We start from the raw sequence: 16217 nt of genomic DNA on the forward strand, positions 1-16217 counted from the left end.
TTAATTGGCGAATTGCCTCTTTCTTCTTAGTGATAAAATATATCCAAAAGGTAATGCTATTAGTGTTAACAACTTTGCATTACTTTTAAATATATAACTACATTCTTTACCTATAATAGATAAAGCTATATGCTGACATGCATAATTAAATCTATCTTTAAATCCTTTAGTAAATTTTAATTTATGATTATATAACATAGCATATCCCATTGGATTATTTTTTAATAAATTCCAATTTCCTCTTGTCAAACCATCCTCTAAATAATCACATATATATATGATATCTTTATGCCATCTTACTTTATATCCACTTAATGACATTTCATTTAAAACTATCTCTTCAGGTGAAAATTTCTCTCCATTCCAAACCTCAAACGGAAAATTTTTTAATATTTTTATTTTATATGCCTCACACATATCTGCATCTAAATTATATTTACTTCTATCTATATTAGTCGCATCTAAATAACCTATACTTTCATCAATATTAGGTTCGATTCCTTTAATATATTTCATATTAGGAAATGCTCTAGCTGCGCCTACTGCAACTATATCCTCTACTTCATCTACTTCTTTTATCCATATTTCTAATTTTTTTATTGCATCTTCTAGTAAATAATCATCCGAATCAACCATAAAAAAATACTTTCCTTTAGCTAGTTCTACTCCCTTATTTATAGCTCGTGGCTTTCCACCATTCTCAAATTTATAATACCTTATATTAAATTTATTATCACTTTTACACCAAGTATTAAATAAATCTTCTGTGTTATCACTAGATCCATCATCTATAACAAGCCACTCAAAATTAAATGAACTTTGAGCTTTTAGTGACTTATATAATTTTTCAATAATATATCCTCTATTATAAGTAGGAGTAAAAACTGTTATTAATATGTTATCCATCTTAAATTTTCCCCTTTAAAACTCCATATCTAATTTTTCTATAAATAACTTCTATTCTTTTCCTTATATACAGCAATATCAATAATACAAAACTGCTCTTGCTTTTTATTAAAAGTATAATTATCCTTTTAAATAAATTTTGATTATCACTAGTTAAACTCATTACAATTCTTTGATCACCATAAATTCTATTAATTACTTTTTTATTTTTACTAAAAGAATAATCAAACTCCTCATATAAATAACATAATGTAAAACTAGTTATAACTTTATTAATAATATTTTCATTATTAATATTTAACGAATTATTTTTACTAAGCATATTTTTAGCCTTTAAATTAATAAGTATCTGAGTAAAATAATCATTTTTAAAATTTATGCTAGTAGACGAATTTTCAGCATTTTGTAAATAATAGTAATATGATTCATTACAAAAATATATATCATTAATATAATCATATAACGTTAAATAAAAATCTAAATCCTCTGCTAATTTAATATTTTTATCAAATTTCAGTCTTATTTTTTCTATTAAACTTCTCTTTATCAATTTATTACTAACACACCCATATAGTCCTGTGCTAAACTGTTCTTCTACAAAATTATCCATTAAATCTTGTTTGTTTTTTAATCCGTTTAATGAAGGTATTATTTTACTTATACTATTATAATCTTTATCAACTTTTGTTAATCCAGTTAAAATTATATCTGGAGTATATTTATCAATTATCTTTTTTAATTCTTTAAACATATCTAAATCAATATAATCATCGCCATCAATAAATTGAATATATTTACCTTTTGCATGTTCTAATCCTATATTTCTTGCATTAGAAACTCCTGAATTATTTATGCTTATTATCTGAATTCTATTATCTTTTCTAAAAAATTCATTACATATTTTTAAAGAATCATCACTAGACCCATCATCTACTATTATTAATTCAAAATCCTTAAATGTTTGATTAAGTATGGAATTTATAGATCTATTTAAATAATTCATCTTATTATACACAGGCATAATTATACTTATTTGAGTCATCTAATTTCCCACCCTAAATATATATTTATAATTTTCTTTCATACTAATTAATTTCTTATATAATATTGGATTTATATAAAATATAATAAATCTTATCTTGTCTTTTAATAATATTTTTTTATTTATAATTTCCAATAAAATCTTATTATACTGTTCAAAATACCTCTTATAGTCAATTTCATTATCCAATTCTTTTATTTTAAAATAATAACCAATATTTACATCACAATATTCTTTTAAACTTTTTATAAATAAGTCAACATATCCTACACTCTTAAACAAGCTACATCTTTCATATAAAATATCTAAATTAACAAGATTCTCTTTAGAAAACTTTTTGTTAGTTATAGACTGAGCAACTTGAATATATTTATATAATGGTTGTCCTAATAGATATATATTTAACTTTTTACTATATATTTGCGTACAAATCTGCTCATCTTCATGAATAGAGTTTATAAATCTTAGATTATTAAATATACTCTTTTTATAAATTTTATTCCAAATGCATACACACAAAGCATTTTTATGCTGACCTTCATAAATAAAATCCATGAACTCTTTACTGGTATATATTCCCTCTAAACCATTCATTAAATCTTTGTTATATAAAGAAATATTATCTTTTGTAAAATATTCAAAATTACAAGCACATATATCTACTTTTTGTTTAATAGCATTTTCATATAAAATTTCATACATATTTTCTTCTATCCAATCGTCACTATCTAAAAAAGCTATCCATTGCCCAGTTGCCAAATCTAAACCTATATTTCTAGCAGAAGATACACCTTCATTTTCTTTATGAATAACTCTTATTCTACTATCACTCTTAGCATAATAATCACAAATTTCTCCACTTTTATCTGTTGAACCATCATTTATTAATAATATCTCTATATCTTTCATTGTTTGATTAATTGCACTTTCTATGCACTTATTTAAATACTTTTGTACATTATATACCGGTATAATAATACTTATTAATGCCAATTAAAATCTCCGCCCTTTCAATTATCTAGTATAAAATAATAAAGAGTATATCCAACTTAATTTATATTTTATTAATATAGTTACTATTTTTAATCCCTTAGACACTTGTGGTATTTTAAACTCTTTAAATATTTTTCTTACTCTATCATTACACATTATTTCTTTGCAATTTTTGCTCTTTTCTATAAATACGAGATTTGATTTTCCATTTTCTGATAGCATATTTAATGTAAAATACAACATATTAATCTTTATTTGTCTTGAAAAATCAAAGTCACTCTTGTTAAAATATTTTTCCATTCGTTCATTTATTTTTATATATGAATCCCATTTATTTTTATTGTAAGTTGATGTCGTAGAATTGGGATTATAAAAATAATTATAAAAGTATTTATTTTTCATATAATAAAATCTATTAGCATTATACATAGATTTAGATCCAAATATAGAATCCTCACAATAATGAATATCTTCATCATAAAATATATTATTTTTAATTAAAAATTCCCTTTTAAATAGACATGTACAATTTGATATTGTAGGTGGAAATTCTATATTTTCAAACATAATTAAACACGGGAATACTTCTTTTTTATTCTATCCTTATCATAAAATCCACTCGATATTGGTTGAGATACATTGTATGATTTATCTACTCCCTTTTTAGAAAAATCACACATTATAAAATCCACATTAAATTCCTCTGCCTTTTCATACATACTCTTATACATATTAGATTCAATCCAATCATCTGAATCTATAAAGCTTATATATTTACCACTTGCTAACCTAATTCCATCATTTCTAGCAGCTGCTACACGAGAGTTTTTTTTATGTATAACCTTTATTCTACTATCTCTTCTTACGTATTCATCACAAATACTCGCGCTTGAATCTGTAGATCCATCATTCACTAATATTACTTCAATCTCTTTCATCTCTTGATTTAATATACTATCTACACATCTTTTTAAATATTTTTCAACATTATATACTGGAACAATTACACTTATAATAGGTAAACTATCGAATACCATACTTGTACTCCTTTTATTAATACTATTTAAAACATTTCATATAATTTTTTTAACTCATATTTGTTACTATAATCCGTGTTTCTTGAATTATTAGCTAACTTTTCTTTTAACTCTTTATTTCTATATAGCTTTTCTACTCCATTAGCAATGCCATCAATTGATAACTCACATATATATCCATCAATATTTTCTCTAACTTGACTTTTTGCTGTCGTATAATTTGTTATAATAACAGGCTTTCCAAGTATTTGAGCCTCACCTACAGTAACAGCTTTTCCTTCATATCTAGAAGGTTGTACATAAATATCACATACTTTCATATATGGATAAGGATTAGTTTTTTTACCTAATAATATAAAGCTATCTTTTAAGTTATTTTCTTCTATTAGTTCTTTTATAATAGCTTCATCTCCACCATATCCAACAACATACCATTTAATATTTGTAAATCCTCTGTCATGTAATACTCTTAAAGCCCTAACAGCATTATCAATGCCTTTAGCATGTGAAAGTCTTGCTACTGAAAGCAACTTAAAGCTATTATCTTTACTAATGTCATCATCTACCTTTTCTTCCGACATTCTTCTTATAAAATCAGGTGAAGTTATATTTTCCATTACCTTAACTTTATTATGTAAACTAGGATACTTTTTTAAGAAAGCATTTTTACATTCTTCTGATACTGCCATTATATAATCAAACTTATTCCACATTTTTAAGTCCATTTTTATATCAGTTTCTATTGTTGAATAATCTGTATGTATCCAAGCTATTTTAGTTTTAGCTTTAACCTTTTCTGCAACGAAATAATGAGGCCAAAGATAGCTTATTGCTACATCATATTCTTTATCTAGCTTAGGTAAAAAAGGTAATGCATATTTCCACATAAGCTGCATTTGAACTACACTTTCAGTATTATTCTTATTATCTTTTTTTGATAGTTCTCCAATTAATTTTGCTAATAATCTAGATGCTCCTAAAAATACTTTTCCTTCTTTTATAGTTTGTCCTATACCTTTTCTAAAAGTTGAATATGATTTGTGTTCTTCTAATAAATTAACTTTATCAGTTAAAAGATTCATAAAATCACCGGTATGTCTATATAACATTAAGTCAACTTCATTATTCTCATAATCGAAATTATTTAACATACTTATTAAACTTCTTTCAACTCCACCAACTTCCATATCAAAAGATGATATTAATATCTTCCTCATAATTTCACTCCTAGTTTATATCGATTTTATAAACATCTAATAAAGTATTAACTATATCTTCTATTTCATATCCTTTAGCTTTAAGGCTTCTTCTATAGCTTCTTTATTATTATTTTTTTTGCCTATAAGCTTTAATGCTTCATCTGCCCATTTATCTATTCCATCATCTAGCTTAATTTGCTTTACAAGTCCTATTCCTAAATCTGCTTCTGGCTGTATAGCCTCTGATACTAAACAAGGCAATCCACTTGCTTGTGCCTCTAACATAACCAATCCTAACCCCTCATATATAGAAGGGAAAAGAAATATATCACAGCTATTCAATATTAAATCTACATCTTTCCTTAACCCTAGGAAAAAAACATTATCACTAATTCCTAATTTGATTACCTTTTTTTCTATCTCTTCCTTTAATGGTCCATCTCCAACTAAAATCAGCTTTATCCTATTATCTTTATTTATCATTTTATTTGCTACTTCTATTAAAAAGTTATGATTTTTAGCATCTACAAATCTTCCAATATGTCCAGTAATAATATCATCATCATTTAATTTTAATTTTTTTATTAAGTTAATATTATTATTAAAATTTAAAAACTTAGTATAATCCACATAATTAGGTAATACCTTATATTTATTATTCTTAATTATATTTTTTCCAAATAAGTATTCTCCTGCACTATTACTACATGCAATATAATTAGTCGAAAATAATATTATTAAAATTCTCATAATAGTAAAATAAATCTTTTTTATAATACTATTTCCCATATCTAAATTAGTATGTGAATGTGATATTCTTATTTTAGTTCCTGCTAATTTTGCTGCTATCATAGCTATTCCACAATTAAACAAAGTATGAGCATGAACTATATCATATCTTCCTTCTTTTATAATTTTATATAAATTCTTAATAGCCTTTAATTGCCCTATTTCAGCAGGAGATTTTGTGCTAATAATCTTTCCACCTAGCTCAATAATTTCCTTATCATAATATCCATCTCTATCATAATAAGATATAAAGTCGAATCTAATATCTTTATGAATTTGCCTATATAAATTCATAAGCATAGTTTCCGTTCCACCTATATCCATTCCACCTACTACATGTAATACTTTTTCTTTTTTATTCATATTAATCTCAACTTTCTATACTTAATAAAAGAAATTAATTATATTAAATTTACTTGTATAATTTATTCCACTCATCTTAGAATCTACTACAAAAAATACGATATAACATAAAATTAAGAAATAATATATAACTCTTTTCTCTTTAATATTATTAAAAGATTTTTTTATTATAAAAGGTAATGTTATAAGTACATATAACTGAGTATATATAGTAAATCTTGCAAATATCCAATTATAATAGGATATAGCCATTATAAGAAAATTAATCAAAGTCATATTTATAAATATGTTACCATTTTCCCATTGTTTCAAACTTTCTCTCTTTATATATGACAACATTACTGGCACAAAATAAACTATTACTCTAATAATATTTGCTCCACCTTCATTAAAATCTTCATATCCTGCATATTTCGAATTTCCTAATATTTTGTATATTAAACTTATTGCTGGCTCATAAAATATCATCACTACAATAAAAGCTATAATTGCAACCCATATCTGTTTAGACCATTCCTTCTGTATCGCAACTAAATATATTGGAATCATAACCAGTGCGGATATATGAAAAGTAGACAGTGCTATCATAATAAGACAATATGTTTTAAACTTTCTATTAATAATCAGTGGAGTACATAAAAATATTATTGATGCAACTAACGATTGTCTAATTCCATTCATTGTAACTATATAATATGAGACCATATATAAAAATACACCTAATTCAAAATTATCCTTTGAATATTTTCTGATGACCCATATATTGCATACATTTATTATTAATGAAGTTATTAAAATCATAAATTGTGGATCTTCAGATATACTTTTTAATATCATAAGAAATATTGTAAATCCTGGCTCATAAGCTGAATTAGCAATATCATAATTAGGAGTAATTGAATTATATGAATGTACATAATAATATGTGTCCCCTATTCCACTTCTTAATCCTGATACTAAAGTAAATATACTAATTATTACTATAGTAATTAATAAATTTGCATTACCATTTTTATCTTTAAAAATTACTGCTAATATTGCTAAAACAAATGTAATTATCAATGTAAAATAAAAAATATCCACACTTTCTACCCCTCTATATTAACTTCTGATATACTTACATTATTATGATATCTTCTAATTAAAGCTATTGGTATAAACATAGTAACTAATGGTTTTAACAAGTATAAATAATATTTCAATGGAATACTTAACCTTTTATATCCTCTACAACTTATTACAAATACATTAAAATAATTTCTAAATGTTCTTCTCTTATAAGCATCATTATCATCTCTTACTTTATATAATGCATCGTCTAAGTTATATCCTTTAAAACCTTCTTCAAAAAATCTAAACCATAAATCCATATCTTCACAACGAGTTGTATACTTAGTTACTCTATATCCATTTAATTTTTCATAAACTTCTCTCTTAGCTAATATAGTAGCATGACAAAAAGCTGTTCCTTTTATCATTGTAAATTTATTAGGTATATTCTCTTCTATGCCCCTTATTCCATTTATTCCATTTTCATCGAATGAAACCATTTTTGTTCCAACTAAATCATATTCTTCATTCTCACTTAAAAACTTAACCTGTTTTTCTAATCTATCATTTAAAGATATATCATCACCATCTTGTCTTGCTATATAATCCCCAGATGCGATCTCAAGGCATCTATTAAGTGTAGGAGCTAATGTTATATTATTTTCATTTGTAATAATCTTTATTTTATCTGGATATTTATTAGCATATTCTTTAGCTATATCTAAAGTTTTATCTTTAGAACAATCATCACACATAATAAGCTCCCAATTATCATATGTTTGTCCTAATATAGAATCTATACTTTCTCTTAAAGTACTTTCACAGTTATATATCCCCATTATTACAGAAACTTTTGGATTCATATGCTCCTCCTAATTCAAACTTTTGTATATGTCCATTAACTCCTTATTAACATTAACAACATCATAAGGTTCAATTTCTCTAACTATTTCTTCATCACTACTTTCATAAGTAGCAGCAACTTCTAGCATTATTTCTTTCATATAGTAATATTCTTTAATTGTTCTTGCTGTTGCTTGAAAGTCTCCAACTTTAACTAACTGTCCAACATTTTCATTGCAAACTAAATCTCTACATCCTCTAATATCTGTAGCAATAACTTTCTTTCCATTTGCCATAAGCTCCATAATATTTCTTGGAAGCCCTTCTCTATATGAAAGTAATGTTCCTATATCACTTATATTGATAAGTTCATTAACATCATTTCTAAAGCCTAAGAATAAAACCTTATCCCTAACCCCTCTAGCTAAGGCTTCTTGCTTTAATTCATTAAGCTTATCACCCTCACCAACAAACATTACTTTAAGTCTTGGACAATCTTCTTTTAATAATTCAATTGCTTTTATAAGCTGTATTTGGTTTTTATTTTCATTAAGCTCTGCAATCATTATTACAACAAAATCCTCATCTTTAATATTAAGCTCTTGTTTCTTTCTTTTTTGTTCTTCATAACTTAATGTTTTATATGAATTTAAGTCTAATCCAACACCTTTAACTAAATAGCTTTTTTTAGGCTTAAGCTTTGACTTTGTAATTTCATAATCTTCACTATTTATATTGATAGTAACATCAGTAAATTTTGCCATAACCTTCTCAATTGGATAATATAAAAGCCACCCTGCCTTTGATCCACCTTTTAAGAAATGATACCCATGAGCTGTATAAATAGTTTTTAGCTTAGGGAATTTAACCTTAAGTAATCTACCAAATATAGAAGCTATAGGTGTATGAACATGAACTATTCCATACTGATTTTCCTTTTGAATTTTTATAAGCTCCTTAAAAGCTTTAAAGTTTCCAATACTTAAAGGACTTCTGCTAAATGGAACCTCAAAAACTCTAACTCCCTTTTCAATTAAACCTTTATCAATTTCCTTATCAATAGAACATGCAATATCAACGCTATATCCATTTTCTAAAAGCATCTCTATATGAGGAATTAAAAAAGCATTAACAGTTCTACTAACTGTAGTTATATATAAAACTTTTTTCATATTTTCTTTACTCTTATCTTTTTCATTATTTTCTTCTAGCTTTACTATGCTAGCATCATTTATTTCTTTCTTTTTAATAATCTTACTTGGAACTCCAACATTAGTTGTATTGCTTAAAACATCCTTAACTACAACTGCACCAGCTCCAATAATTGAACCTTGTCCAACAGTTTTACCTTGAATTACAGTAGCTCCAGATCCAATAAGCACTCCTTCTTCTATAAGATCATTTCCAGAAATATTAACATTCCAAAGAAGTGAGGCATAATCTTTTATGATAGAATCATGACCAATACCACATTTTGGACTTACAATAACATGATCGCCTATAGTAATATTAGTAGTCATAATTACACCTGGATAAATTATAGTCCCAGCACCAATGCTAATGCTTTCATTAATAAAAACATCTGGATGAATTATAGTAGCAAAGTCAAAATCATCCTTTAGCTTATCTACAATATTTTTCTTAACTCTATAATTAGCTATAGCAACAACAATATTAGGTTTATTAATATAAGTTATGTCACCATTATTTCTATATCTATCTAAATAGCTTAAACCACCTAAAACAACATATCCATTAACAACTTTTCCCCACATAGATTCATTATCATCAACAATCCCTAGTATGTTCCACTTTGGAGTCCTAGCATTTATCTGCTCAATAATCAAAGCAACTTCTCTACCAACTCCACCAGCACCGATAATTATAATATCCATTTTCCTACCTCCCTCTACAATGTGATTTTTAATAATGTTATTATAGTTAGACATTAATTTTAATATGTAATATTTATACAATGCTGAAATAAATGTTTCATATTAATATTTTAATCTTCATAATAATAGTAATAATAACTATCCTTTTTGTTTTCTACGGCATTTAGTACTGTTCCAACAACATTAGATTTAACTTTTTCTAGTTCCTTATATCCTTTAACTATATCAACACTCTTTGTTACTCCAGCTCTTACAACTAAAATAGTTCCATCAACCTTTGCTGATAGTACAACCCCATCATTTATATTTCTAACTGGAGGTGTATCAATAATTACATAATCATAAACATCCTTTAAAGCTGCTATTAAATCTTCCATTGCTTTTGAAGAAACCATTTCTGCTGGATTTGGTGTTTTTTGACCTGCTGTAATAATATGTACATTATCTTCTATCTTATTAACAACCTCATTAACCTTTTTCTTACCAATAAGGCAATCTGTTAATCCTGCAGTATTTGCTACTCTAAATTTTTTATGTATTGTAGGCTTTCTTAAGTCAGCATCAACAATAATAACTTTTTTTCCACCTTGAGCTAAAACAAAAGCTAAATTACCAGAAACAGTAGACTTTCCTTCTCCTGGATTACTACTAGTAACAACTAATGTTTTTAACTTCTTATCAACAGATGAGTATTCTAAACTTGTTCTTAGTCCTCTATAAGCTTCTGCTAATAAAGATTTTGGATTTTCTTTAACAGTTAACATATTATGCCCTCCTAACTTGCCTTTTTGTTATTTCTTTTATTTTTCTTGCTTCTGCTTATTTCATCATCTTCTAAAGGTAATTCCCCTAATACTGGTATTGGTAATAATTTTTCTAAATCTTCTCTTCTTGCTAAAGTATCATCTAAATAATCTAAAACAAATACTAATCCAATTCCCATTAATAAACCTGCAATAAGCCCTACTAAAACTACCTTAGCCTTTGCTGGTACTTTTTCAACTACCTTTACACTTTCAATAACCTTTGTATATGTATTTAAAACTATTTCTTTTACTCCAACTTCAAACTCACTAGATAATGTACTTACTACCTTTTCTGCTGTTGTTGGGTTATCCGAAGTATATCCTATAGTAAGTATTGGTGCATTTTGCGATGCAGTAAAGCTTAATCCACCCATAAGCTGACCTGGAGTCATATTTAAGTTTCCTTTGTCTATAACTTTTTTCATAAAGTCATCTGTTTTGATTATTTCTATGTATGAATTTATTAAACTAGCATAACTACTTAATTCACTACTGCTATAATCACCTTGAATATTTTCATTTTTCCCTGCAAATATCTTAACTGTTGCTGTATAGCTTGACTTCATTTTAAATGTAGCAAAAATACCAGCTAATAATGTAAATGCTAATGCACAAATTACTATTAATTTAAATCTTTTCTTTAAAACATATAAAAGCTCATCAATATTTAAAGTCTTTTCGTCCATTTTTTCCTCCTAATCAGTAACTACCCGCGGGGCCAATCCAAAAATTGGATTGACCCCGCGGGTCATCCATTAATTATTTCCATTAAAGAATTCTGCTGTAGCTTGACCTTCTTGGCTTATTCCTTCTCTCTTAGAGACTTTATAAAAAGTCATAAAGAATATTTTTATATCAAGCCATAAACTCCAGTTTTCAACATACCAAACATCAAGCTCAAACTTTTCATTCCAAGTTAATGAGTTTCTTCCATTAATTTGAGCCCATCCAGTAAGTCCTGGTGTTACATCATGTCTTTTTATTTGTCTTTCGTTATATAAAGGAAGATATTGAACAAGTAATGGTCTTGGCCCAATTAAACTCATATCTCCTTTTAATATATTTATAAGCTCTGGTAATTCATCTAAGCTTAAGCTTCTTAAAGTTTTACCAAGCTTAGTCATTCTAAGCTCATCTGGAAGCTGATCCCCATTCTTATCAACAGCATCCTTCATAGTTCTAAACTTAATCATCTCAAACTCTTTATTGCCCTTTCCAATTCTCTTTTGTCTAAAGAATATTGGACTACCAAGCTTTGTTCTTATAAGTATTGCACATATAAGTAAAACTGGTGATAATACTATAAGCCCCCCAAGAGCACAAAGTATATCAAACACTCTTTTTATTACTAAACTAAATCTATTCATTAAATAATCCCCTAAAACTACTTCACTACAATTTTATATAAATACACTTTTTACTATATTTATAACTTTATCTATTTCTTCTTCAGTCATTTTTGTATCTGATGGTAAGCATAATCCCCTATTGAATATTTCTTCTCCTACGCTTATTCCATATTCATTATGATTGAAGAATTCAAATTCACTATAGTATGGTTGCATATGCATTGGCTTCCATATTGGTCTACTTTCAATGTTCTTTTCTTCTAAAGCTAATATAATATCAAGTGGCTTAACCTTGCTTTCTTCCTTTAAAGTCATACAAGATAACCAGTAGTTTGGCTCACCATATTCACAAATTGGCATCATTGCTATATCTTCAATATCTTTAAATGCTTCTGTATATCTTTCAAAGATATGCTTCTTTTGAGCTATTCTTTCGTTTAAAACTCTAAGTTGTCCTCTACCAATACCTGCTGTTATATTTGACATTCTGTAGTTGTAGCCAAGCTCTGTATGTTCGTAATGTCTTGCATTATCTCTAGATTGAGTTGACCAAAATCTAGCCTTTGCTATTTTTTCAACATCATCTGAAACTAACATTCCACCACCTGAAGTAGTGATTATTTTATTTCCATTAAATGAAAATACTCCAAACTCACCAAAGGTACCTGTTTGTTTTCCTTTATATGTCGCTCCAAGTGATTCTGCTGCATCTTCAATTATTGGAGTGTTGTATCTATTACAAATTTCCATGATTTTATCCATATCAGCTGATTGTCCATAAAGAGGAACTACTATAACAGCTCTAGGCATTTTGTTTTCTTCCTTAGCTTTAATAAAAGCTTTTTCTAAAGCTAAAGGTGACATATTCCAGCTTTCTGGTTCTGAATCTATAAATACTGGCTCTCCATGCTCATACATTATTGGATTACAACTTGCTGCAAAAGTTAAACTTGTACAGAAAACCCTATCTCCCTTTTTCATTCCAATTGCCTTTAAAGCTAAATGAATTGCTGATGTTCCTGAAACTAAAGCTGCTGCATCCTTAGCCCCAACATACTCTGCAACTTCCTTTTCAAAATTATTGACATTTGGTCCAAGAGGTGCAACCCAGTTAGTATCAAAAGCTTCCTTAACAAAGTCCTGCTCCATTCCACCCATATGAGGAGATGCTAAATATATTCTCTTATTTTCCACGTTCTATTCCCCCAATCTTTTTTATTTAGGGGAATTTGCTTCTCCCCCATTACTTCATATTGCTCTTTCATGACTTACTTCTAGATCAACTTAATAAAATTACTCCTATGATAAAACACTTAAAAATTATTTACAAAATTTATATAATATTGAAGTGAATATTTAATATTAACCTTTCTAAATAACCTTACTATTTATTTCTTCTGGTTCTTTAAATGTATCAACAACCATCTTTAATTGTTTCTTAAGTCTAATCTTACTTCCTTTAGTTGCATATTTTAAAAGTTCTTCTGTCTTTTGAGCGATATCATCAATTTCAAAATCTCCTGGTTTTCCTATAAATATCTTCTCATGCTTTGTTTCTGTTAACCCTTCTTCATTCATAAGAAGTTCTTCATATAGCTTTTCTCCTGGTCTAAGTCCAGTAACTTCTATCTTTATATCTCTATGTGGCTCATATCCACTTAGCTTTATAAGATTTTCTGCTAAATCGTATATTTTAACTGGTTTACCCATATCAAGTACAAATATTTCTCCACCTTCTGCATAAGCTCCAGCTTGAAGTACCAATTGTGATGCTTCTGGTATTGTCATAAAGTATCTTGTTATCTCCTTATGAGTTAAAGTAACTGGCCCACCTGCTGCTATTTGCTTTTTGAATAATGGAATTACTGAACCATTACTTCCAAGTACATTACCAAATCTAACTGCAACAAATTCTGTATCACTTACTTTGTTAAATGCTTGTACTATCATTTCACACATTCTCTTAGTTGCACCCATTATATTTGTAGGATTTACCGCTTTATCTGTTGAAATAAGAACAAATTTTTCCACTCCATAGCTATTTGCAAATTCTGCTGTATTGAAAGTACCAACAACATTATTTTTAATAGCTTCTTCTGGGCTAATCTCCATTAGTGGAACATGCTTATGAGCTGCTGCATGGAACACTACATTTGGATTATATCTTGTATAAATCTGTCTTAATCTTTGCCTATCTCTAACTGAACCTATAAGAGTAACTAAGTTTAAATCTGGATATGTTCTTTTAAGTTCATTTTGAATATCGTAGGCATTATTTTCATAAATATCAAAAATTATAAGTTGTTTTGGTTTAAATTTAGAAATTTGTCTGCAAAGTTCAGAACCGATAGATCCCCCACCACCAGTAACTAATACAGTTTTTCCTTCTAAATAATCTGCTATACCATCGTGATCTAATTTGATAGTTTCCCTTCCTAATAAGTCTTCTACATCTACATCCCTTATTTTATTAATAGAAAACTTACCATCTATCATTTCAGCTACACCAGGCATAATTTTAACTGCAATTTTTGCTTCTGTGCATTTTTCTATAAGCTCTTTTAAAACTTGATCTTTAATAGAAGCAATAGCAATTATAATTTCATCTACTTTTTTTTCTTTAGCAACTCTTATGATGTCTTCTCTATTTCCGTAAACTTTAACCCCATTTACATATGTCCCTAACTTTTGTCTGTCATCATCAATAAAAGCTACTACTTTTCTCTTAAGTTGTGGAAATTTCTTATATTCATTTGAAACAAGTGCTCCCCCAGAACCTGCTCCTATAATAAGTACTCTTTTTAAATCCTCTGGATTACTAGCTTCATTATACATAATAGCTCTTCTTAAAATTCTCCATGCAACTCTAACTCCATTACAAAGAATTAAAATCATAATCCCAGCAAGTAAAGTGACCATTAAAGGAATTCTTTCTTTACTAATTAGTGAAATTAAAACAGATACTACTCCCCCCAAAGTAACTGCTATAACTCCATTAACAATTTCATTAATCCCAGCTAATGTCCATATACTTTTGTATTGTTTAAATATGTAAAAAATTAAAATATAAATAATTGCACTTAAAATCACTTTTCCAAAATGACTACCAAAACTTGCTATGATTTGAATTAAAGTGCTATCACTTAAATAGAATCTAAATATAAACCCTAAAAAATAAGATAGTAGTATTAAAACAAAATCAGTAATAACTAAAGTTGTCATCTTAATCTTTCTATTACTTAAGATATCCTTCATCATCATCCCCCCTTTGTATGTTAAATTTTAAACATTGTTAACGTTAACTTAATTCTAAGATATACCATTAGTGTTGTTTAAAACCAACTACATTTAATGATATTTTTCTCCTCATAATATCAATTTAATTATAACACGCTTTACTATTTTAATAAAATTTATAATTTTATAATAATCTTCCACTGAAAACGTTTGTTTTTCTCTAATAAATTCCTTGCATTCCTTTATTTTTATTAGCTGTTCTACACAATTCATTTTTTTTACTGTATCCTTCTATTTTTTCTAACTTTATTTGAGTAAGACTGTTTTTTATCAATTAAACTTTATATATTAAAAAATAATTTTTGTCGAATACTGACGATTAATTTTTTTATATTTTTTATATCTTTTTATTTTTCTTCTGCTTTTCTTATATTCTCCTCATGTTTTTCTTATGTTTTTCTTATAATCTTTATAAATTTATAGTTTTTAGTTTTTCATATATAAATATATTTAAATTTTATTAATTATTAACTGTATTTATCCATATTTTAATTTGTACTTATCTTTATTTTTATAGCAATTACCTTTTCGTTGTTATTTTTGAATTCTTATTATAATTTTATTTATAATTACTAATACATAAATCTTAATATCTATATATTTATTTTACATATTATGGTATAATATTTTTATGAATGTTATCTCAAA

Annotated in this window: 15 protein-coding genes; all 15 read right to left on the reverse strand. The window is 26.9% G+C overall.

Translation table 11 applies throughout. The features are described from left to right. The 15 genes from HMPREF0216_RS01665 to HMPREF0216_RS01740 all read right to left on the reverse strand — a co-directional run bounded on the left by HMPREF0216_RS01665 (position 1) and on the right by HMPREF0216_RS01740 (position 15533). Positions 1-906: a glycosyltransferase family 2 protein gene (locus HMPREF0216_RS01665; protein ID WP_005210396.1), complete on the reverse strand. Its 906-nt coding sequence runs from the start codon at positions 904-906 to the stop codon at positions 1-3. Position 907: 1 nt separating this feature from the next. After that, positions 908-1948 carry a glycosyltransferase family 2 protein gene (locus tag HMPREF0216_RS01670; protein WP_005210398.1) on the reverse strand — a complete coding sequence of 347 codons (1041 nt, stop codon included), beginning with the start codon at positions 1946-1948 and terminating at the stop codon, positions 908-910. Further along, a complete protein-coding gene (locus tag HMPREF0216_RS01675; protein WP_005210400.1) occupies positions 1949-2941 on the reverse strand; it encodes a glycosyltransferase in 993 nt (330 codons plus the stop codon). 21 nt (positions 2942-2962) lie between these two features. Next, on the reverse strand, positions 2963-3508 hold the full coding sequence (locus tag HMPREF0216_RS01680; RefSeq protein ID WP_005210402.1) for a glycosyltransferase family protein: 546 nt from the start codon (positions 3506-3508) through the stop codon (positions 2963-2965). A 2-nt stretch (positions 3509-3510) separates the two neighbouring features. After that, a complete protein-coding gene (locus tag HMPREF0216_RS01685; RefSeq protein WP_005210403.1) occupies positions 3511-3978 on the reverse strand; it encodes a glycosyltransferase family 2 protein in 468 nt (155 codons plus the stop codon). Between the two features lie 26 nt (positions 3979-4004). Further along, positions 4005-5195: a glycosyltransferase gene (locus HMPREF0216_RS01690; protein ID WP_040418511.1), complete on the reverse strand. Its 1191-nt coding sequence runs from the start codon at positions 5193-5195 to the stop codon at positions 4005-4007. Positions 5196-5255: 60 nt separating this feature from the next. Beyond that, a complete protein-coding gene (locus HMPREF0216_RS01695) occupies positions 5256-6329 on the reverse strand; it encodes a glycosyltransferase family 1 protein (protein WP_005210407.1) in 1074 nt (357 codons plus the stop codon). Between the two features lie 21 nt (positions 6330-6350). Then, positions 6351-7412 carry an EpsG family protein gene (locus HMPREF0216_RS01700; RefSeq protein WP_005210409.1) on the reverse strand — a complete coding sequence of 354 codons (1062 nt, stop codon included), beginning with the start codon at positions 7410-7412 and terminating at the stop codon, positions 6351-6353. 5 nt (positions 7413-7417) lie between these two features. Then, complete coding sequence (locus HMPREF0216_RS01705; RefSeq protein ID WP_005210411.1) at positions 7418-8242, reverse strand: glycosyltransferase family 2 protein; 825 nt, start codon at positions 8240-8242, stop codon at positions 7418-7420. A 9-nt stretch (positions 8243-8251) separates the two neighbouring features. Continuing rightward, positions 8252-10117: a NeuD/PglB/VioB family sugar acetyltransferase gene (locus HMPREF0216_RS17565; RefSeq protein WP_234088601.1), complete on the reverse strand. Its 1866-nt coding sequence runs from the start codon at positions 10115-10117 to the stop codon at positions 8252-8254. A gap of 110 nt (positions 10118-10227) precedes the next feature. Then, positions 10228-10881, reverse strand: coding sequence for a CpsD/CapB family tyrosine-protein kinase (locus HMPREF0216_RS01720; protein WP_005210413.1), 654 nt, complete (start codon positions 10879-10881; stop codon positions 10228-10230). Positions 10882-10892: 11 nt separating this feature from the next. Continuing rightward, the gene (locus HMPREF0216_RS01725; RefSeq protein ID WP_005210416.1) at positions 10893-11609 is read right to left on the reverse strand and encodes a YveK family protein; all 717 of its coding nucleotides are present in this window, start codon (positions 11607-11609) and stop codon (positions 10893-10895) included. Positions 11610-11678: 69 nt separating this feature from the next. Next, a complete protein-coding gene (locus HMPREF0216_RS01730; protein WP_005210418.1) occupies positions 11679-12290 on the reverse strand; it encodes a sugar transferase in 612 nt (203 codons plus the stop codon). 33 nt (positions 12291-12323) lie between these two features. Then, positions 12324-13430: a DegT/DnrJ/EryC1/StrS family aminotransferase gene (locus HMPREF0216_RS01735; protein ID WP_051040649.1), complete on the reverse strand. Its 1107-nt coding sequence runs from the start codon at positions 13428-13430 to the stop codon at positions 12324-12326. 213 nt (positions 13431-13643) lie between these two features. Beyond that, positions 13644-15533 carry a polysaccharide biosynthesis protein gene (locus tag HMPREF0216_RS01740; protein ID WP_005210420.1) on the reverse strand — a complete coding sequence of 630 codons (1890 nt, stop codon included), beginning with the start codon at positions 15531-15533 and terminating at the stop codon, positions 13644-13646. Between the last annotated feature and the right edge of the window lie 684 nt (positions 15534-16217).

Source organism: Clostridium celatum DSM 1785 (assembly GCF_000320405.1).
Classification (GTDB): Bacteria; Bacillota; Clostridia; order Clostridiales; family Clostridiaceae; genus Clostridium; species Clostridium celatum.